Origin of the sequence: Aurantimonas marianensis, assembly GCF_024195285.1 — a bacterium.
GTDB classification, from domain to species: Bacteria; Pseudomonadota; Alphaproteobacteria; order Rhizobiales; family Rhizobiaceae; genus Aurantimonas; species Aurantimonas marianensis.
On the sequence record NZ_JALHBS010000115.1, the window covers coordinates 1 to 19,552 of the forward strand.

At 65.8% G+C, this 19,552-nt stretch carries 20 protein-coding genes and 1 tRNA gene; 10 read left to right on the forward strand and 11 right to left on the reverse strand.

All coding sequences use genetic code 11. From position 1 onward, the window contains the following. Positions 1–17: 17 nt before the first annotated feature. From MJ956_RS17440 to MJ956_RS17460, 5 genes are all read right to left on the reverse strand, one after another. Positions 18–1,019: a 4-hydroxyproline epimerase gene (locus tag MJ956_RS17440; protein WP_253965713.1), complete on the reverse strand. Its 1,002-nt coding sequence runs from the start codon at positions 1,017–1,019 to the stop codon at positions 18–20. Between the two features lie 25 nt (positions 1,020–1,044). Beyond that, complete coding sequence (locus tag MJ956_RS17445) at positions 1,045–2,301, reverse strand: NAD(P)/FAD-dependent oxidoreductase (protein WP_253965714.1); 1,257 nt, start codon at positions 2,299–2,301, stop codon at positions 1,045–1,047. Between the two features lie 12 nt (positions 2,302–2,313). Further along, a complete protein-coding gene (locus MJ956_RS17450; protein WP_253965715.1) occupies positions 2,314–3,210 on the reverse strand; it encodes a dihydrodipicolinate synthase family protein in 897 nt (298 codons plus the stop codon). Positions 3,211–3,669: 459 nt separating this feature from the next. Beyond that, a complete protein-coding gene (locus tag MJ956_RS17455; protein WP_253965716.1) occupies positions 3,670–4,260 on the reverse strand; it encodes a DUF6691 family protein in 591 nt (196 codons plus the stop codon). Between the two features lies 1 nt (position 4,261). Further along, a complete protein-coding gene (locus tag MJ956_RS17460; RefSeq protein ID WP_253965717.1) occupies positions 4,262–4,822 on the reverse strand; it encodes a YeeE/YedE thiosulfate transporter family protein in 561 nt (186 codons plus the stop codon). Between the two features lie 257 nt (positions 4,823–5,079). Here MJ956_RS17460 and MJ956_RS17465 point away from each other — a divergent pair, with 257 nt between their 5' ends. From MJ956_RS17465 to MJ956_RS17475, 3 genes are all read left to right on the forward strand, one after another. Further along, positions 5,080–5,679, forward strand: a complete 600-nt coding sequence (locus MJ956_RS17465; RefSeq protein WP_253965718.1) for a rhodanese-like domain-containing protein — start codon at positions 5,080–5,082, stop codon at positions 5,677–5,679. A gap of 143 nt (positions 5,680–5,822) precedes the next feature. Further along, positions 5,823–6,269 carry a hypothetical protein gene (locus MJ956_RS17470; protein WP_253965719.1) on the forward strand — a complete coding sequence of 149 codons (447 nt, stop codon included), beginning with the start codon at positions 5,823–5,825 and terminating at the stop codon, positions 6,267–6,269. A 141-nt stretch (positions 6,270–6,410) separates the two neighbouring features. Then, positions 6,411–7,490 carry a YncE family protein gene (locus tag MJ956_RS17475; protein ID WP_253965720.1) on the forward strand — a complete coding sequence of 360 codons (1,080 nt, stop codon included), beginning with the start codon at positions 6,411–6,413 and terminating at the stop codon, positions 7,488–7,490. A gap of 553 nt (positions 7,491–8,043) precedes the next feature. On the opposite strand, the gene MJ956_RS17480 is transcribed toward MJ956_RS17475, so the two are convergent. The 3 genes from MJ956_RS17480 to MJ956_RS17490 form a co-directional block, all read right to left on the reverse strand. Then, a complete protein-coding gene (locus MJ956_RS17480; RefSeq protein WP_253965721.1) occupies positions 8,044–11,289 on the reverse strand; it encodes an efflux RND transporter permease subunit in 3,246 nt (1,081 codons plus the stop codon). Further along, positions 11,286–12,266 (reverse strand): efflux RND transporter periplasmic adaptor subunit, encoded by a 981-nt coding sequence (locus MJ956_RS17485; protein ID WP_253965722.1) that lies wholly within the window; start codon positions 12,264–12,266, stop codon positions 11,286–11,288. Before MJ956_RS17485 ends, MJ956_RS17480 begins: the two co-directional genes overlap by 4 nt. A gap of 87 nt (positions 12,267–12,353) precedes the next feature. After that, complete coding sequence (locus MJ956_RS17490; protein ID WP_253965765.1) at positions 12,354–12,557, reverse strand: YgaP family membrane protein; 204 nt, start codon at positions 12,555–12,557, stop codon at positions 12,354–12,356. Between the two features lie 104 nt (positions 12,558–12,661). On the opposite strand from MJ956_RS17490, the gene MJ956_RS17495 reads away from it, so the two are divergent. From MJ956_RS17495 to MJ956_RS17525, 7 genes are all read left to right on the forward strand, one after another. Beyond that, positions 12,662–13,066: an ArsR/SmtB family transcription factor gene (locus MJ956_RS17495; RefSeq protein WP_253965723.1), complete on the forward strand. Its 405-nt coding sequence runs from the start codon at positions 12,662–12,664 to the stop codon at positions 13,064–13,066. A gap of 186 nt (positions 13,067–13,252) precedes the next feature. Beyond that, a complete protein-coding gene (locus MJ956_RS17500) occupies positions 13,253–14,161 on the forward strand; it encodes an MBL fold metallo-hydrolase (RefSeq protein WP_253965724.1) in 909 nt (302 codons plus the stop codon). Next, positions 14,161–14,541 (forward strand): rhodanese-like domain-containing protein, encoded by a 381-nt coding sequence (locus MJ956_RS17505; RefSeq protein WP_253965725.1) that lies wholly within the window; start codon positions 14,161–14,163, stop codon positions 14,539–14,541. The genes MJ956_RS17500 and MJ956_RS17505 overlap by 1 nt, the downstream gene beginning before the upstream one ends. Positions 14,542–14,621: 80 nt before the next feature. Beyond that, positions 14,622–15,410 carry a sulfite exporter TauE/SafE family protein gene (locus tag MJ956_RS17510; RefSeq protein ID WP_253965726.1) on the forward strand — a complete coding sequence of 263 codons (789 nt, stop codon included), beginning with the start codon at positions 14,622–14,624 and terminating at the stop codon, positions 15,408–15,410. A 40-nt stretch (positions 15,411–15,450) separates the two neighbouring features. After that, positions 15,451–15,660, forward strand: a complete 210-nt coding sequence (locus MJ956_RS17515; RefSeq protein WP_253965727.1) for a YgaP family membrane protein — start codon at positions 15,451–15,453, stop codon at positions 15,658–15,660. 200 nt (positions 15,661–15,860) lie between these two features. Then, positions 15,861–16,559: a DsbA family oxidoreductase gene (locus MJ956_RS17520; protein WP_253965728.1), complete on the forward strand. Its 699-nt coding sequence runs from the start codon at positions 15,861–15,863 to the stop codon at positions 16,557–16,559. Positions 16,560–16,638: 79 nt separating this feature from the next. After that, complete coding sequence (locus tag MJ956_RS17525) at positions 16,639–16,854, forward strand: thermonuclease family protein (protein ID WP_253965729.1); 216 nt, start codon at positions 16,639–16,641, stop codon at positions 16,852–16,854. Positions 16,855–17,000: 146 nt separating this feature from the next. Here the strand turns inward: MJ956_RS17525 and MJ956_RS17530 are convergent. The 3 genes from MJ956_RS17530 to MJ956_RS17540 all read right to left on the reverse strand — a co-directional run bounded on the left by MJ956_RS17530 (position 17,001) and on the right by MJ956_RS17540 (position 19,535). Then, positions 17,001–17,090 (reverse strand) — tRNA-Ser (locus MJ956_RS17530). A gap of 415 nt (positions 17,091–17,505) precedes the next feature. Next, on the reverse strand, positions 17,506–18,315 hold the full coding sequence (locus MJ956_RS17535; RefSeq protein WP_253965730.1) for a polysaccharide deacetylase family protein: 810 nt from the start codon (positions 18,313–18,315) through the stop codon (positions 17,506–17,508). After that, the gene (locus MJ956_RS17540; protein ID WP_253965731.1) at positions 18,312–19,535 is read right to left on the reverse strand and encodes a glycosyltransferase; all 1,224 of its coding nucleotides are present in this window, start codon (positions 19,533–19,535) and stop codon (positions 18,312–18,314) included. Before MJ956_RS17540 ends, MJ956_RS17535 begins: the two co-directional genes overlap by 4 nt. Positions 19,536–19,552: the final 17 nt, after the last annotated feature.

A 19,552-nucleotide genomic window follows, 5' to 3' on the forward strand; every position in this document is an offset into this window, starting at 1 on the left:
CCTCTCATTCGCTGAACTCAGACGACCTGGAAGCCCGTCGCGAGGGGATCGCGGTCGTCGATGAAGATGGTGTTGAGACCCGTCATCCGCGCCCAGCCGGCCACCGACGGCACGATCGCCGGCAGGTCGCCGACCCGCGCGCTATCCTCGACACGGCCGCGAAACAGCGAGCCGATGATGCTTTCATGGACGAAGTCGTCGCCCGGCTTCAACTGGCCCCTGGCGGCCCATTGCGCCATCCTCGCCGAGGTGCCGGTGCCGCAGGGGCTGCGGTCGATCGCCTTGTCGCCGTAGAAGACCGCATTGCGGGCTGTCGCCTCCGGTCGGGTCGGCTCCCCGGTCCACAGGATATGGCTGAGACCGTTGATCTCCGGCTTTTCCGGATGGACGAAGGGGTAGGCGTCGTTCAGCGCCTGGCGGAGCGCGCCTGACATCTCCACGAGTTGCCCGGCCGAGAACGCCGCCATGTCGTGGAAATTCTCCTGGCGATCCACGATCGCGTAGAAATTACCGCCATAGGCGACGTCGACGGTGAGCCGGCCAAGATGCGGGCTTTTTACTTCCAATCCCTCGCGGAACAGGAAGGCCGGAACGTTCGTCAGTCGACCCTCGGCGACGTAACCGTCAGCCTCAGTATAGGTCGCGACGACGAGTCCGGCGGGCGTATCGAGCCGGACCACGCCCGGTTCGCGGGGACGGATGAGGCCGTTCTCAAGGCCCATCGTCACGGTGCCGATCGTGCCGTGGCCGCACATGGCGAGGCATCCGGATGTCTCGATGAAGAGGATCGCCGTATCGCAGTCCGGCCGCGTCGGGGGATAAAGGATCGCACCCGACATCATGTCGTGACCGCGCGGCTCGAACATCAGGCCGGTGCGGATCCAGTCGTAGTCGCGCAGGAAGTGGGCGCGCTTCTCGATCATCGTGTCCCCCACCAGCGTCGGCCCGCCGCCGGCGACGAGCCGGACCGGGTTGCCGCAGGTATGTCCGTCGATGCAGAAGAAGGTGTGACGTGCCATTGCTCGTTGCTCCTAGATGCGCGGCCTAGAACCGGTTGGGCCGGAACGGCGCGACGTCGATCGCGGTCCGGCGGCGGGCGACGAGGTCGGATACGAGGCGGCCCGTGGCGGCCGATTGCGTCAGGCCGAGATGGCCGTGCCCGAAGGCATAGAGAACCGACGGCGCACGGGGCGAGCGACCGATCACCGGCAGGGAATCGGGAAGCGACGGCCGATAGCCCATCCATTTTTCGCCGCCCGTCGTATCGAGCGCCGGCACGAAGGCCTTGGCCTTGGCCAGCATCACGTCGGCCCGATGCATGTTCGGTGGCAGGCGCAACCCGCCGAACTCGACCGCCCCGCCGACCCGGATGCCGGACGACAGCCGAGTCACCACGAAGCCGTGGCCGCCGAAGGTCAGATGGCGCCGGAGGTCGAACGCGCCCGACGGCAGCGTCGTGTTGTAGCCCCGCTCGGTATCGAGGGGGATCTTGTCGCCGACCGACGCGGCGAGGCTTTTCGACCACGCCCCAGCCGCGATCACGGCCTGTCTCGCGCGGATCGCCTGCCCGCCGGCACAGCGAAGGACGACGCCATCCTCGCCCGGCTCGATCGCCGCGACCTCGCGGGTGCGAAACGAAACGCCGCGTTCCCGCAACCTGTCGGCGAGCGCCACGGCAAAGTCATAGGGGTCGGTGACCGACTGCCACTCGGGCAGGAAAGTCCCATGCGAGAAGCGGCGGTCCAGCCCCGGCTGCAATTCGTCGATCATGTCTCTGCCGACATGCTCGAACCGGATGCCTTCCCGGCCGCGCGCGTCCCAGCCCGGGCGCGCGGCATCCCGTTCAGCCTCGCTCTCGTAGAGTTCGAGGGCGCCGTCGCTGACCAGCATGCGCGACAGCGACGCCTCCGCGACCTGACGCTGCATCTCACTCCGAGCAAGTTTCATGAGCGCGACCTGCGCCGCCATCGAGCGCGCCGCCGCTGCGGGAAAACTCGCCCGCCAGAACCGGAGAAGCCATGGCGCTATCGGCAACAGGTACCCCGGTCGGATCGTCAGCGGTCCGGCCGGATCGAGGAGCCAGCGGGGGGCCTTTCGCATGATGCCGGGCGAAGCCAGCGGCAACACGTCCGAATAGGCGAGCGCACCGGCATTGCCGCGGCTCGCGCCGCAGGCGACGCCTTCCCGATCGACGAGCATGACCGTCAGGCCATCCCGAACGAGCGCGTGGGCGATCGAAATGCCCACGATACCCGAGCCGACAATGGCGACATCGACCCTTTGATCTGGCGATGGATTCATCCGATACCGGCCTCAGGCGAAAGACGGAAGCTGAGGGCGGGTCGCCAAGGCGTCGGCGATCACCTTCTCCACCCGCTGGCGCTCGGCGCCCTGGAGCGGCTGACGCGGCAGGCGGACCCGGTCGTTCGATTGGATGGCGTGAACTTCCGCCAGCTTGACGTTCTGTACGAGATAGCGGGACACGTCGAGATCGAGCAACGGTCGGAACCAGCGATAGATGCCGAGCGCCTCATCCGCTCTGCCGTCCTTCATCAGGCGGTAGATCGCAACGGTTTCGCGAGGAAACGCGACCACGAGGCCGGCCACCCAGCCGACCGCTCCGACCGCCAATGCCTCGAAGGCCAGATTGTCGACACCGGTGAAGACGTCGTAGCGATCGCCGAGGCGGTTGATGATTTCGGTCGTGCGCCGGATGTCGTCGCTGGATTCCTTGATCGCGACGAAACGTTCGTCAGGCGCGAGATCCTCCATCATGTCCGGGGTGACGTCGACCTTGTAGGCGACCCGGTTGGAGTAGATCATCGCCGGAAGATCGCCCGCCTCGACCACCGCCCGCAGCGTATCGAGCGTCTCCCGGCGGTCGGTGAAATAGACGAGGCTCGGGACGATCATCAGCCCGTCGGCCCCGGATTTAGCGGCGGCCCTGGCGATGTCGCAGGATTCGGCAGTGGAAGCGGCGGCGACCGTCATCAGCACCGGCTTGCCTTTGGCGGTCGATTTCGCGATCCCGAGAAGCTCGAGTTTTTCGGCCAAGGTCAGCATCGGGCCTTCGCCGAGCGACCCGCAGACGATCAGGCCGTCACAACCGGCATCCATCTGAATGGCGAAGCAGCGCTCGTTCTCGGCGCGGTCGAGGCCGGCCTCTTCGCCGAACTTCGTCGTCACGGCGGGCATGACTCCAGACCACATCTCGATCTCCGGTTTTTTCAGGCTTCGGGCGGGCGGGGGTCAGCGGAGTTGACTCGGCGCCAGTCGGTACAAGCGTCCCGATCGTCCTGATTGCATTCTTCGACGGTCCACCGAAGAATGCGTAGGACGCCGACACAGCCGTGCCAAGATCAATTTCAGCGAAACCGGAAGATCGCACGATCCTCAACGTCGACGGGCTGCGCACACTCCCGGCCGTCGTCGCCGGGGCAGTGTGTGACCCGGCGGGGGCCTCGGCGGCTCGACGCACCGTGTCGCTTGGAAGAAAAACCGCCGACCTGGCGCGATTCCGGCGAGGCCGCCGGACGACAACCAGAATTCGAGGGTGCGGGGCGATCAAGACGATCGCCGCCGCACCCTTCGTCATCGGCTCCACGCGAGAATCTCGGGGTCGGGGCCCGGGAAGAATGCGGGCCCCTCACCGCATCAGGGAATCGGCACCTACTCCGCCGGAACCGCGCGGGCTCGGCTGCCCGACAGCCGGTCCGGCAACGCGAAGGCAACGGCGATGAAGACCAGCCCCAGCGCGATGCCGATCACATCGCCCGGCAAGCCCGTGACGAGCGCCGGATAGTCGGTGCCGGGTACGGCTCCGACGGTGGCCTTTCCGCCGGCGATCTCTTCCATCAGGAAGCTGCCTTCAAACCAGGGATAGGTCAGCATGAAGGCCGCCGCGCCGACCAGCCCGCCGCCGGCGAAGACCAGCCCGTCCCAGCGCCCGGTCGCGGCCGCGGCGAGCCCCGTGCCGGGGCAGAAGCCCGAAACCACCCAGCCGAGGCCGAGCAGGATGCCGCCGAGGAAGACCCCACCATAGGCGGCCTTTACCGACATGTTGCCGACCTCGACCAGCCCCGCCATCTGCCCGGCGAACATGAGCACCGAGGCGGTGCCAATCGCCAGCAGGATGGTCTTCATCAGGTGCAGCACACGCAAGCTCAGCATGCCGATGATCAGGTTTGGGCTGGTGGCGCCGGCGCGATCCAGAGCGAATCCGAAGGCGCCGCCGATCAAAAGGGCGAGAATGATGGTCATGTCAGACCTCCCGTGGATAGAGGAGCATGGCGGTCGGAATCGCCGCAAGGAAGGCGCCCGCCGCGAAGATGTAGCCGGAGACGGCAGACTGCATGATGCCGCTCATCATGTGCCCGGAGGTGCAGCCCCCCGCCAACCGGGCGCCGTAGAGCACCAGGAACCCGCCGAGGAAGGCGGCGACGAAGCGAAGCGCCGGTGTGTGCCCGAAATTGGCCAGCCAGACCTCGGGCATGAAGCGGTTCGCCTCGCGGAAGCTGCCGCGCAGCCAACCCGACACCGCCGCGCCGATCAGGATGGCGACGACGAAGACGAAGCCGTAGTTGAGCGGGTTGGCGACCGCCTGGGCATAACTTCCGCCGCTCTTGTCCAGATAGGCGTTGGGCGAGGCAAAGCCGGTCTTGCTGGCGACATCCTCGACCACGATCGAGGTGTCGACGGCGTTCCACAGAATCCCGTCGAGGATCACGAACTGGGTGGAGACGCCGATGGGCTTCACCAGCGCGACCGCCAGGAAGAATACCAGGCCCAGCAGCACGCCTCCTGTTTTCCATGACAGTGCCATCATGATCCTCCTATATTTGAATATTATAATACACGGATATGTGAATATAATACGCTGGACGCCCCATCGACTTGATCCATGTCAAATCCCGCGAAAGGCACCGCGCCTAGCTTCGACCGAAACCGTCGCACCAGCTCGCAGACGACGCGGATGATCCGAACGGGAGCCGATTCGATGGATCCGCAACTGCCCATCTTTGGATACATCCCGCGGCACGCCCGGCGCGCCGTGCTCCCCATCGAAAGGAGACCAGCATTATGAAATTCCGAGTAGCGGCCCTCATGGCCGCCGCGGTTCTCGCCGCCTTTCCTGCCTTTGCGGGCGAAATCGACAGCAGCGTCGATGCGCGCGCCCTGCCAAAGGGCAAGACAACGCCGCTCGGGCTCTACCTGACGCCCGAGGATGCGCACGAAGCCCTGACCGAGGAGCCAGGCATCGTCTTCATCGACGTTCGCGACCCGCTTGAAATCAACTTTGTCGGCAATGCCGAGGGGACGGACGCCAATGTCCCGCTCGCCTTCGCCACGCACGATTTCGACCCCAAGCGCGGCGGCTATGCGATGGCGCGCAATCCAGACTTCATCACCGGTGTCGACGCCGTGATGGCGCGCGAGGGGCGCGACAAGGACGATCCGGTCTTCGTGATGTGCCGCTCGGGCGGGCGGTCGGCGGCGGCGGCGGCGGCGCTTGCCAAAGCCGGCTACAGCAATGTCTGGAGCATCGTCGAGGGCTTCGAGGGTGATACCAACAAAAAGAACGGCCGGCGCGATGTGAACGGATGGCAGAACGCCGGGCTTCCCTGGTCCTACAAGCTCGATGCCGGAATGGCCTGGCAGCCGGAGAGAAAGAAACAATGAGCCGACACATGCGCGGCTGGCAAAGGACGTTCTGAGCAGACCGCCGCCAGGAGCCCGCACGGCAGGGCATCTCGGCGGCGGCCCCAAGGGAAGACGGCGCTTGACACCCACCAAGCCCGGGGCCTGCGACGGAAAGGCGAACCATGCGGACGGTCACGACACGATCGGGACACGACTGGCGACGACAGGATCTGATGCTTGGCATGCGCCGGTCGGCGTTCAGGCTGCTTGTCGGCGTTCTCGTCGTCCTTGCCCTCGTGCTCTCCGGCCTCGGCCACGGAACCGCGGCCGGGCCGATGGCCATGACAATCACCGGATGCGGCTGGTCGACGGTCGAGATGAGCGCACCGGCCGAGGATGAGACCGGCGGCTGTTTCCTCAGCGCTGCCGCCACAGATGGTCAGGCCGATGCCTGGCAAGTCCTTCTCGCGACCGCTGCGTGCCCTCAGCACGCGCCATGTGTGCATTTCTTCGTCGCTCCGGAGCGCCCGCTACTGCGAGCGCAAGAATCGAACCGGGTGATCGCAACGGTCTGCGACCCGCTCCGGGAACGGACGGAAAGCCCGCCCCACCACCCTCCGATCAGCTGATCTTTACGGACGGTCGGCGTCGATCGCGGCTCCCTGCCGCGACGCCGCCTTGCGATGCAGCCGCCCCGGCAGCGCCGGGTCTGCGCCGCGCCGGCCGTTCCTGTCGCAAATGCTGAATCCCGAAAAGAATTGGAGACAATGATGAGAACCCACAGATACTTCCTCCACTCGGCGGCACCGATCGCTGTGGCGATGATGCTCTTCGGCCTCGGTTCCACCCATGCGGAGCCGCTGGTCTACATACCGCTCGGCGAGGAAAATCAGATTCTGGCCATCGACGCGGCGAGGGACGCCGAGGTCGGACGCATTGCCGGAACCGAGGCCGTGCATGGGCTGGCTGGAACCCCGGACGGGCGTCTGCTGATCGCCGGAAGCCTCTCCGCCCGCCCGGCGGGAGAGGCGCCCGACAAACCTGCCGGCGTGTCCGAGGAGGACCACGAGGCGCACCACGGGATGTCGGAGAAGACCTCCGAGAAATCGTCCGAAGAGCTCGTCAGCACGGTTTCGATCATCGAGCGCGAAAGCGGCGAGATCCTGCGCAAGGTCGATGTGCCGGGCGCCGTGCATCACGTCGCGGTCAGCCCGGATGGGCGCTTCGCCGTGGTGACGCTGATCAACGCCGATGCGGTCTCGGTGATCGGGCTCGAGGACTTCGAACTGATCACCACGATAAAGACCGCGGCGACGCCGAACTACGCCATCTTCAGTCAGGATGGAAAGGCGCTGTTCGTCGGCAGTGCCGGCGCCGGCATCGTCAGCCGCATCGCCGTCGATGGCTGGACAGTGGGGCCGAAGGCCGCCACTGGCGCGAATCCCGGGCATCTGGTGATGGCCGCGGACGAAAGCGCCCTGTATGTCACCAATGACGGCGACGGCACGGTCAGCGAGATCGACCCGGAGACGATGACGGTCCGCCGCAACTTCGAGATGGGCGGAATGCTGCACGGCCTCGATTTGTCCGAGGACGGCAAGACGCTCTTCGCGGCGGTGCGGGAGACCGGCCGGATCGGCCGGGTCGACATCGACAGCGGCGCGGTAAGCTTCGCGGAGCTGGCGCCGGCGCCCTATCACCTGAGAACGATCCCGGGAACAGGCAAGATCTACGTCAGCAGCGCCGAGGAACCCAAGTTCTGGGTGCTGGACGTCAACGACCTGAGCACGATCAGCGAGGTGAAGGTCGAGGGCACGGCCCACCAGATGGTGATCGTCCCTTCGAGCTGACCAAACGATCAGCGTCCACGCCACGCGAAACGAGGAGGGCGGCTGGCCGCCGCCCTCCGCCTGTGGCACGCCACGTCGACAGGCATAGACACGTCGTCCAGATCGGATCGGCCCGCGGGGTGCCGATCTCTGCGCCGCACAATTCGATCATGCTTCGCGCCATTTCAGACACCGCGCCCAGCATGACACGCCATCATCCTGATTTTTAACGAAAAATTAAGGCTTCGGGCACGGCTGGCGTGACGCGGCCGCAGAACAGGGCTCGTCTCGCGAGAGAGCGCATTTCGCTTGATCCAGGTCAAAGCGTGCATCGCAGCATGGGAGCACCAACGGTCCGACGGGAGTCGCCGAAGATCATCGGCGGACCAACGCCTCTTCGCCGGCCTGTTGGCAGAAAGGAGCACAGGCAAGAACTGACCCGGCGCTTCAGCCAGGCGGCCGTGCTCGCGTTGGACCAAGGGCGATCCTCGCTGCCTGTTCGCGTGGGCAGACACGCGAACGATCCGCGAGGCGGCTCGGCGTCAAGTCCAGCGTCCTGTCGTCGAGCGACCAATCAGCCGGATGCCACCTCGGTCCGCTCCATATCCCCCACGGGGGTCTTGGGCGAGCCCTCGCCCCGCAGTGCCACATAGATCGCCGGGATGACCAGAACGGTCAGCACGGTGGATGACGCAAGCCCGAACAGCAGCGAGATCGCCAGCCCCTGGAAGATCGGGTCGGTCAGGATCACGCCCGCGCCGATCATGGCGGCGAGCGCGGTCAAGAGGATCGGCTTGAAGCGGATCGCGCCGGCTTCCAGGAGCACGTCGGCGAGCGGGCGATCCGGGTGGCGGGTATGGCGAACGAAATCGACCAGCAAAATGGAATTGCGCACGATGATGCCGGCGAGCGCGATGAAGCCGATCATCGAGGTCGCCGAGAACGGCGCGGCGAACAGCCAGTGGCCGAACATGATCCCGATGAAGGTGAGCGGAATTGGCGTCAGGATGACCAGCGGCAGCTTGAAGGAGCTGAACTGGGCGACGACGAGAATGTAGATGGCAAGAATCGCCACCATGAAGGCCGCGCCCATGTCCCGGAAGGTCACCCAGGTGACCTCCCATTCGCCGTCCCACAGAAGCGTCGGGCGGCTCTCGTCATCCGGCTGACCGTTGTAGGCGATAACCGGCTTGGGCAGGTCGCCCCAGTCGGCCTCTTCGATCGCGTCCTCCACGGCCAGCATGCCGTAGATCGGCGCTTCGAACATGCCGGCGAGTTCCGCCGTCACCATTTCCGCGGCCCGCCCGTTACGGCGAAACACCGGGAACGAGGCGGGCTCCCGCCTGATCGCCACGACGTCGCCCAGTTCCACGATGCCGCGCTCGCCCGGCAAGGCATTGGCGGGAACGGGCGTGGCGAGCGCTCGCTCATCGAGCCGCCGGTCGCCTTTTGCCAGCCCGATCCGGATCGGGATCGGCTGACGTCCCTCGCCGCGATGCGAATACCCCACCGTGTTGCCGGAGTAGAGCGCCCGGATCGTATCGTAGATATCGCCTTGCTCGACCCGATCATATTCGAGGTTGTCCTGGTCGATACTGGCGCGCGCGCGCGTGGCCCGGACACCGTAGGAATCATCGATATCGACAATGAACGGGACCGACGCGAAGATCTCGCGCACCTTCTGCGCCACGGCCCGGCGCGTTTGCGCATCGGGGCCATAGATCTCTGCTAGCAGCGTGGCGAGCACCGGCGGCCCGGGCGGCGGCTCCACCACCTTGACGCTCGTTCCCTCGGGCAGGTCGAGTCCGGCAAGACGGTTGCGAATGTCCAGGGCAACATCGTGGCTGGTCCGGTCGCGCTCGGCCTTGGGAAGAAGGTTTACCTGAACGTCGCCCATCTCCGCCGAGGCTCGCAGATAGTAGTGCCGGACCAGGCCGTTGAAGTTGAACGGCGCCGACGTCCCGGCATAGGTCTGAAAGGAGACGACCTCGGGGATCGGCGACATCCGCTCCACGATCGCTTGGAGCGCGCGATCGGTATCCTCGATCGTAGAGCCCTCCGGCAGGTCGACCACGACCTGGAGGTCGCTCTTGTTGTCGAAGGGCAGAAGCTTGACGGTGACGTCCTTGGTGTAAAACAGCGAAAGCGATGCCGCCGTCGCCACACCCACGATAACGAGAAACAGCCAGGACCGCGCCCGCGTCTTCAGGATCGGACGCGCGACCGCCATGTAGGAGCGGCCGAGACGTCCGATCGCGTCGTGATCGCCCTTCGAACCCCCGTGCCCACCCTTGCCGCCGAGCTTGAGCATCAGCCAGGGCGTCAGCATCACCGCGACGAAGAAGGAAAAAAGCATCGCCGCCGAGGCATTGGCGGGAATCGGGCTCATATAGGGACCCATCAGCCCGGAAACGAAGAGCATGGGCAAAAGCGCCGCCACCACCGTCAATGTCGCCACAATGGTCGGATTGCCGACCTCGGCCACAGCTTCGATCGCCGCTTCGGCGCGGCCGCGCCCGTCCTTCATCGCCCAATGGCGGGCGATGTTCTCGATGACCACGATGGCATCGTCGACCAGAATGCCGATCGAGAAGATCAGCGCGAAAAGACTGACGCGGTTGAGGGTGTAGCCCATCAGCCAGGAGGCGAAGAGCGTCAGCAGGATCGTCGTCGGAATCACGATGGCCACGACCATCGCCTCGCGCCAACCGATCGCAAAGGCTACCAGTACGACGATCGAGATCGTCGCCAAGCCCAGATGAAAGAGCAGCTCGTTGGCTTTTTCGTTGGCCGACTCGCCATAGTTGCGCGTGATCGTCATCTCGACATCCGCCGGGAAGATCTGTCCGCGCACCTGTTCCAGGCGATGGACGATTTCTTCCGCGATGACCACGGCGTTGGTTCCCGCCCGCTTGGCGATCGCCAGGGAAACCGCCGGCACGCGCTCCAGATCCTCCCTGCTCCTGCGCACCGCGGACACCCGCGTTTCGTTGGGGTCCGTGGCGAGCACCACATCTGCGACATCGCGCACATAGACCGGACGGCCGTCGCGGGCGGTGAGCAGGAGATTGCCGATCTCGGGAAGCGTCTGCAACGTCTGCCCGGCGACAAGCACCTCTTGCTGGCCGCCTTCGCGGATCAGTCCGGCCTGGAACGAGCGGTTGGCTCCCTGAATTTTTCCGGTGAGCTGCTGCAGCGTGATCCCGTAGAGCGACAGGCGCTCTGGGTCCGGCTCGATCCTGATCTCTTCGGGCTGCTGTCCGACGATGTAGGTAAGGCCGATATCGGGCAGCTTCGACAGTTCGACCTGGAGTTCGCGCGCGAGTCGGGTCAGACCGTTGGCCGTCCAGCGTTCGGCGGCTTCGGCGGTCGGCGTCAAGGTGACGACGGCAATGGCGACGTCGTCGATGCCGCGTCCGACGATGAGCGGCTCCGGGATGCCGACCGGGATGCGGTCTAGATTGGCGAAAACCTTGTCATGAACCCGCAGGATCGCCGCGTCCGCGCTGGTGCCGACCTCGAACCGCGCGGTGACAAGGGCGCCGTCGTCCTCCGTCTGGGAATAGACGTGCTCGACGCCGTTGATGCTCTTGACGATTGTTTCCAGCGGTTCGGTGACAAGCTTGACCGCATCTTCCGCCTTGAGCCCGTCCGCGCGCACACGAATGTCGACCATCGGCACCGAGATTTGAGGCTCTTCCTCGCGCGGCAGGGAAACCAGCGCGACCAACCCGAGCGCGAAGGCCGCGAGCAGGAAGAGCGGCGTCAGCGGCGAATTGATGAAGCTCTTGGTCAGACGACCGGCGATGCCGAGATTCATGGCAGCAGGATCCGGTCGCCCTCGCGCAGGCCGCTCAGGACCTCGACGCTTTCGCTTCCGTCCACCACGACCCTGTCGCCGAGGATAACAGCCACATCAAGCGGGTTCGGTTCGGCTGCCAGGCGGACATAATCCACGCCGTGCCGCGTGGTCACCGCTTCCGGCGGGATGGCAATGGCATCCCGGCGACCGACGGGAATCCAGACCAAGGTCCTTTCGCCGACAAAATAGTCGCCGAGCCCCTTCACCTCGACATCGGCCTGAACCTTGCCCTCGGTAATTTCCGGATAGACCTGAACCAGGCGGCCTTCGCGCAGTTCCGGCGGATGACCGTTGGCCGAGCGCGACACCATTCGTTGTCCGACCTTGACCGTGTCACCCTCGACGATCGACGCCGCGTGGCGTTCGGGCAGCGACAGCCGGAGGAAATATCCCCCGCCGGCGACACGGGCGACCGTTTCGCCGGCCATGATGACCGAGCCCTGCGTCACCGGAAGCGTCAGGATCCGACCCGATGCCGGCGCAAGAACCTCGCCTTCGCGGGAGGACTGCTCAATGACCGCACGGTCGGCCTCGGCGGCGGTGATCTGATTGGTCAGGACGTCGACTTGGGAACGGGCCTGGTCGACGCGCGACTGCGGCGCGATCCCGCGCTTCAACAATTGCTCCGCGCGGGTCAAATCGCTCCTTGCGTTGGCCATCTGCGATTGCAGCGCGCGGATCTGCGCGTCGGCGGCGTCGAGCTGGAGCGCGATCTTGTCGTCCACGACAAGCGCGATCTCCTCGCCCTTCTCGACCTGCGCGCCTTCATCGACCGAAACCTGCCGAAGCGTCCCGCCAATGCGGGCCCGGGCGGGCACCACGTCGCGGCTCTCGACCTGACCGAAGACGGCCTTCGTTTCCTCGATCGTCCGCGCGTGCACGACGAACTCCGCCGCGCCTGCGGCCGACCACGACATCACGGCGGCAAGGATCATGAACCCTCCGGACCGCAACGATTCCATGAAAGGTCTCCGCATCACAGGTTCTGGCTGACGGGCCGATCGAGCGGCCCGCCTCAGCCGTCAGGAAAAAGCGCAACCCGGCTTCACGCCGAGTTTTCTGAACACGATGGCGGCCGGGCAAAAGCCGGTGAACGCGGACTGGATCAGATTGAGGCCGACGAAGACCGTCAACAGATGCCAGTAGGGAGAAACATACAGGCCAAGCGCCACCGACAGCAGGACCATCAATCCCGCAAAAGACAATACCACACGATCGAGCGTCATCATCGTTTCCTTCGCGAACCGCCGGGCCGGGGCCGGCCCCTCGGGTATCCAAGAGCTTTCAACTGGGGTTGCATCTAACATTCAAATTCCTTAAATTCAATATCATGAATGTAGACGACTTGATCCAGGCCTCGGAAGAAGCGGCGGCTTTGATGGCCAGCCTGTCCCACCCTCAACGCTTGCTCGTGCTCTGCGCGCTGGCCGACGGGGAAAAGCCCGTTAGTCAATTGCGGGAGGAGCTCTCGATCGACCAGGTTCCGATGTCGCAGCAGCTCATGCGGCTGCGGGCCGACGGGCTGGTCGAGGCTCGGCGCGTCGGGACCACGGTCTATTACAAGATCGCGCGGCGCGAGCTGCTTCTGGTCATAGAAGCCTTGCAGAAGGCGTTCTGCCCGGACTCGGCTCTCCAGCCTGGCGGGGCGGGCCGCACACGCGGCAAGATCGAAGGAGCCAACGTGGCCAACGCGAGGTCTCGGCCGCTTCCCCGGCGATTGCGGACGAAGGCCTGATGACCCGCGAAACATTGGCGCTTTTTCTAGCGACGCCGCCGGGCGCTCGCTCGGCTGCCCGGCCCCGATCCTCGGCTATAGGGCTGCGTCTCGCGAACCCGGGCTCATCCGGCGCCTGAATCCGGCAGCGCCGATGTTTGCGCGGCATGCCTCAACCCACCTTGAATCTGGAAAGGAAGATAGCCAATGACGCTTACGCGACACAGCCCGTCCCGCGGCAAGGGAAGTCCCGACATCTGGGGCTTCTACGAGGAAGACACCGGCTCGATTCAGTATGTCTGCGCCGACCCGGCGACGCGCAAGGCGGCGTTGATCGACGTCGTGTTGAACTTCGACCCGAGCGAGGCGCAGACGTCGACCGACAGCGCCGACGAGATTCTCGCCCATGTGAAGCGGGAAGGTCTGGAGATCGAGTGGATCCTCGACACCCATCCCCATGCCGACCACATGATGGCCTCGGCCTATCTGAAGGAAAAACTCGGCGCTCCGACCGCGATCGGGGCGAAGGTCAAGGAAATCGCCTCGCTCTGGGAAGGCCTTTACAATTTGCCCGGTGGCTTCGATCCCGCGCGGGACATCGATGTCCTGTGGGAAGACGGAGCGAACTTCAAGATCGGTGAACTGGACGTGCGGGTGATGCTGTCGCCAGGCCATACGCTCGGCTCCATCACCTATGTCGTCGGCGACGCCGCCTTCGTGCACGACACGCTGATGTATCCCGACAAGGGCTCGTCGCGCGCCGACTTTCCCGGCGGCTCGGCCAAGGAGCTCTGGGACTCGATCCAGGCAATTCTCGCGCTTCCCGGCGACACGCGTCTGTTCGTCGGTCATGACTATGGCTCGGACGAGCGCGACGGGCCGGCATGGGAAGCGACGGTCGACGAGCACAAGCGCGGCAACGTCCACGTCAAGGATGGAACCTCGAAGAGCGAATTCGTCGAGACGCGCGAGAAGCGGGACCGCACGCTTCCGCTACCCGATCGCATGCTGCACGCGCTGCAGGTGAATTTGCGCGGCGGCCGGCTGCCGCCCGCCGAAGATGACGGGCACCACTATTTCAAGATTCCCGCCAACCGGTTTCAGGGAGGCAATTGATGGCCATGGGTATCAGAGACTTCATCGCCGCCGCCATGGCGACGGCAGGCTCGGTTTCGCCGCGCGAGGCGCACGGCGCAGACGCCGTCATCGTGGATGTGCGCGAGGCCGGAGAACTCGCGCAGACCGGCCGGGTCGCCGGGTCTGTCCACATCCCGCGCGGCTTTCTGGAAGCGCGCGCCGATCCCTCGGCCGAGACCGCCGAGACCTGCTTGACCATAGCGCTCGACACGAACCAGCCGGTCTATGTGCTGTGCGCCTCCGGCGCCCGCGCGGCCATGGCCGCCAAGACGCTCACCGACATGGGCTACACCGCCAGGAGCATCGAGGGCGGCCTCAAGGGCTGGCGCGAATGCGGTCTGCCGGTCGAGACGTCCTGATTCCCGTCCGACCACAATAAAAGAAACCGGAAGCGCGAGCCCAGGCGGCTCGCGCTCAGTTGCCGCCGAAAGCGCGTCCAATGGCTCTCGATCTCACCCAATATCTGCTCGGCGCCTTCTCGGGCTCGCTGGTCGGCTTCACACTCGGCCTGTTCGGCGGCGGCGGCTCGATTCTGGCGGTGCCGCTGCTGGTTTATCTCGTCGGCGTTCCCGGCGCGCATATGGCGATCGGCACCAGCGCCCTGGCGGTCGCCGTCAATGCCGGTGCCAATCTGGTCAGTCACGCCCGCCACGGCAATGTGAAATGGCGTTGCGCCGCGCTCTACAGCGGCGCCGGCGTCCTAGGTGCTCTCGGCGGGGCGGCCGTTGGGAAGGCCATCGACGGCCAGCAATTGCTGTTTCTTTTCGCCATCCTGATGCTCGTCGTCGGAGTCATGATGTTCCGCCGCCGCGGCAGTACGGGCGATGCCGGTGCCGAATGCAATCGCGAGAACGCACCGAAAGTGCTCGGCTTCGGCGCCGCCACCGGCGCATTCTCGGGCTTCTTCGGCATCGGCGGCGGCTTTCTGATCGTGCCGGGGCTGATCGCCTCGACCGGTATGCCGATCCTCAACGCGGTGGGCTCATCGCTCGTCGCCGTCGCCTCCTTCGGCCTGACGACTGCCTTGAGCTACGCCTTCTCCGGTTATGTGCTCTGGACGCTCGCCCTCGCCTTCATCGGTGGCGGAATCGCCGGCGGTTTGCTCGGCGCCATCGCCGCACGCGGGCTCGCGGAGAAGAAGGGCGCGCTGAATACGGCCTTCGCCGGACTGATCTTCGTCGTCGCCCTCTACATGCTCTACAAGAGCGCCGCCGCCTGGCTCGGCTAAGCGCCGCCCGGCCGCCTGAGCTGGACAAGGAGATCGCCCCATGTTCAAATCCGCCAATATCGGCAAGATCGACCGCATCCTGCGCATCGTTGCCGGTGTCGCCCTCGCACTTTATGCCGTCTACGGGCTGGCCTCTGCCTGGCAGTGGGTGGCTTTCGCCGTCGCGACGATCCTGATCCTCACCGCGCTGGTCCGCTTCTGCCCCGCTTACGCCCTGTTCGGCGCCAGCACCCGTGACGGTCGAAATTGACGCCCTGATATGAGCGGCATGATCGCGAGGCTGTTGCGGCCGACAAACCGGTATGACCGGAAGAGATCAGGCGATCTTGGCTGGGGCTTCTGGCACCATCTGCGTCCTCGCGCCGCTGGTCACGAATATCCGACCGCTTGATCGGGCCAGCCGCCGCTGGCGATCCTGCTTTCCGTTTTCGTTGCAAGAAGAGACACCTCATGGCCACGGTCCAGCTATCGTATTATTCCGACATCCTGTGCATCTGGGCCTATGTCGCTCAGCGCCGCCTCGAGGCGCTGGTGGAGAAGTTCGGCGCCGCCCTCGCGATCGAGTCGCGTTTCTGCCCCGTTTTTTCCGACGCCTGGGGCAAGATCGAGACGAACTGGAAACATCGTGGCGGCTTTGAGGGCTTCAACCGCCACATCAACGAGGTGGCGCGAAAGTTTCCCCATATCGAGGGTCACGAGCGCCTGTGGCTCCAAACCCGGCCGCGAAGCTCGGCGAGCGCGCATCTGTTCGTCAAGGCGGTCGAACTGGTCGAAGCCGACGCGAGCGGTGGCGAAGCCGAGCAACCGCCTTACTTCGACCGGCTTTCCACCCGCGTGAGCTGGGAACTGCGCCGCGCTTTCTTCGTGTCGGCGAAGGATGTTTCCGACTGGCGAATCCAGGAGGAGATCGCCGATCGTCTCGGCATCGACTACAGCGATGTCGACCGCAAGATCCGATCCTCCGAAGCGCTGGCGCGGCTTGCCGCCGACGACCAGATGAGCCGCAAGCACGGCGCCGAGGGCAGCCCGACCTTCCTCCTCAACGAAGGCCGGCAAAAGCTGTTCGGCAATGTCGGCTACCGGTTGCTCGAGGCGAATGTCCACGAGTTGTTCCACAATACCGCGGCGAACCAAGCCAGTTGGTGCTGAGGCGCGCCGCGTCGTCGTTCGGGCCGGGGTACAAGCACCATTTTTCCCATGCCGCCGCGGTCATGTTTCGGGGTTCCGCATGAAGGTATCCGAGGCTCGGCTGGCGCAAAAGGCGCGTCACCGGCTTGCGACGCTGATGAGAAGGGCACGGGCGGTGACGGTGACACCGACCGGAGGCCACAGCTACGACCGCACGCTCGCCCGCGTGCTCATCGACGGCCGCGACGTGGGCGCGATCCTAGTCATCGAGGGGCTTGCCACGGTCCGAATGGGGAGCCGGTCGACAAGGTGCTGAACGGCCTCGGCCGGGCACCGTTCAAACCGGTGTTGAGAAGCGCTCACCGGCACCCGAAACAGAGCGCATTTGAAGTTGCGCGCGGTGTCATTTGAAGTTGCGCGCTACATCTGTCACCCACGTCTCCGGGCTGTACCGAAGAAAATTGGCGGAGAGGGGGGGATTCGAACCCCCGATACGCTTGCACGTATGCCGCATTTCGAGTGCGGTGCATTCGACCACTCTGCCACCTCTCCGGCCGGAACCCCGGAAATCTCCAGGGTGTCTTCGCGAAAGACGCGGCGTCGACACGGAAACCGCATCGCTCATCCGCGCCCGCATTCTGTGAACCGAGGCATGGTCGGCGCCTGATCAGCGCGGGGCTCTCTTATCAAAGGCTTGGGCGCCGACACAAGAGCAAAGGCGTCGCCTTCGTCACTTCATGGCCCGCCGACGGTCTTCCTAACGAGTTCCCGAGCGGACGGCAGCAATAAAACGCCCCGCACGGTCGCGCGCCAGCACGGAAATCGAGGAAAAACGGGCACCGGTTCGGCCCGCATTCCGCGGCAATCGACCGGATCGATCCTGTTCGTGCCATCGGATCGAATGGATCGGAATTCACCGCGAACCGGTGCCCGGTGACGCTGGCCGCGCGAAGAAGCGGGCCCTGCATCAGCGCCGGTTCTCGGAACGGTCCGCTCCCGCGTCGGCCTCGCCGGCCCCGCCGACAAGCGGCAGGTCAAAAAGCGCCTGCGCCGGTGGCCAGAGGATGTCGGGTCCGGGTGCGAGGAATTCCAGAAGCGCGCCGAGCAGCGCCCAGGCCGCCTCGTCGTGCTGCAGATGATGGCTGAGCAACCCGATCGGCTCGCCATCGCCGCCGCTATCGAGACGACGGTCGATTTCGGCGGCCAGAAGCCGGTCGGCCTCGGCCGGCGTCCGCCCCCTCGCCTCGCGCCAGTTCATCAGATCGAGATGGGTGTTCAGCCGGTGCAGCCCGGCCGACGCGGTGCGACCGAATGTGGACAACCCTGGCAGCCCCGCCTCGGCGAGCCGGGCCCTGACTCCCTCCCCGATCCGGTTCCAGGGCGGCACGAACGCCGGCAGGAAGCGACCGGGAAACAGACCGGCCAGCGCCGCCCGGCCCGCCGCCGCTTCGTCGAGCATGACGCCGATCGGCCGGTGATCGCCGAACTCGGACCGTTTTTGTCCCTCCGGCGCGTGGTTGGCGTGGCGCCAGCCGTGCAACAGGACGGCCACCGCCTCGTCACCGGATAGCGCCTCGGCCAGCCCGGCCTCGATGCCATCGGGGATCACCGCGAGCGCCAGCGGCACACCGGCGGCGCGGCGCAGCGCAAGCAGGCGCGTGAGCGGCTCGGTCGGCCGGCGCGCATCGTCGTCGCGCCACCAGAAAACGGTCATCCGGCCGGCGGCACGGGCGGCTTCCAGCGCCGCGCGGGCAAGCGGAAACAGGGTGGCGCTCACGCGGCGGCGCGCTCGGCCGCCTCGGTCAGCAGCCGCGCGACATGGTCGATGCCGGGCTCGGGCGAAAACTGCATGCGAACCTTTGCCTCGCCGGCCCGGCCGAGGCGATCGGCGAGTTGCGGATCGTCCATCAGCCGCGCCATCGCGGCGGCGAGCGCTTTCGGATCCCGTTCGGCGACGAGCAGTCCGGTCCGCCCGTCCTCGACCAGTTCCGGGATCGCCGAGACCCGCGTCGAGACGACCGGCAGGCGATGGGCCTGGGCTTCCATCAGGACGTTGGGCAGGCCGTCGCGATCGCCGGATTTGGCGATGCGGGACGGCAGCACGAACAGGTCGGCGTCCGCCAGCAGCTTGAAGACATGCTCGCGCTCGCGGCTGCCATGCCAGACGATGCGCTCGCCGATGCCGGCCTTGTCGGCCTGTGCCTGCAGCTTTGCCGTCAGCGGCCCGCCGCCGACATGCTCGAAGCTCCAGTCCCGGTCTTTCAGCCGGGCCAGCGCGCGGATCAGGTCGCCATAGCCCTTTTTTTCCACGGTGCGGCCGACCGAGACGATGCGAGACGGACCGCTTCGCCGGCGATCCCGGTCGACCGGCCGGATCTCGGAGAGGTCGAGGCCGTGATAGACGAGTTCGACCCCGCGCGGGTTCGCCGCTAGGGAGCGCAGATAGTCGAGATTGACCTTGGTGCAGGTGACCCCGAAAGCCGCCGAAGCGAGCTTTTCGGTCAGCTCCCACGGCTGGGTCGTCCAGATGTCCTTGGCGTGCGCCGAGAAAGACCAGCCCAGGCCGCGGATCGTTGCGGCGTAGCGGGCGACCGAGGCCGGGGTGTGGAGATAGTGGGTGTGAAGCCAGCCGATGTCGGCGGGCAGCTCGCGGGCGAGAACGCAGGCCTGGCCGAAACGGCGATAGCGGTTGGCGGTCGGATCACGCTCGAGATCGGCCTCGAACAGGCGCCGCGCCAAACCATAGCCCGGCTGACGCTCGGCGAAATCGCGGCCGGCGCGCACCCGCGGCGGATCGTCCTTGAGATATTCGGGAAGATAGAGAACGTCGGCGCGGATGCGGCGATGGACGGGATGAACCCGCGCTTCCGCCGGCTGGCGCAACGAGACGATCAGCTGCGCGACGCCGCGATCCTCGAGCCCGGCGATTTCCTGGGCGATGAAGGTCTCCGACAGCCGCGGATAGCCTTTGACCAGTGTGGCGATACGCAGCGGCATGGGATTGCTGATTCTCC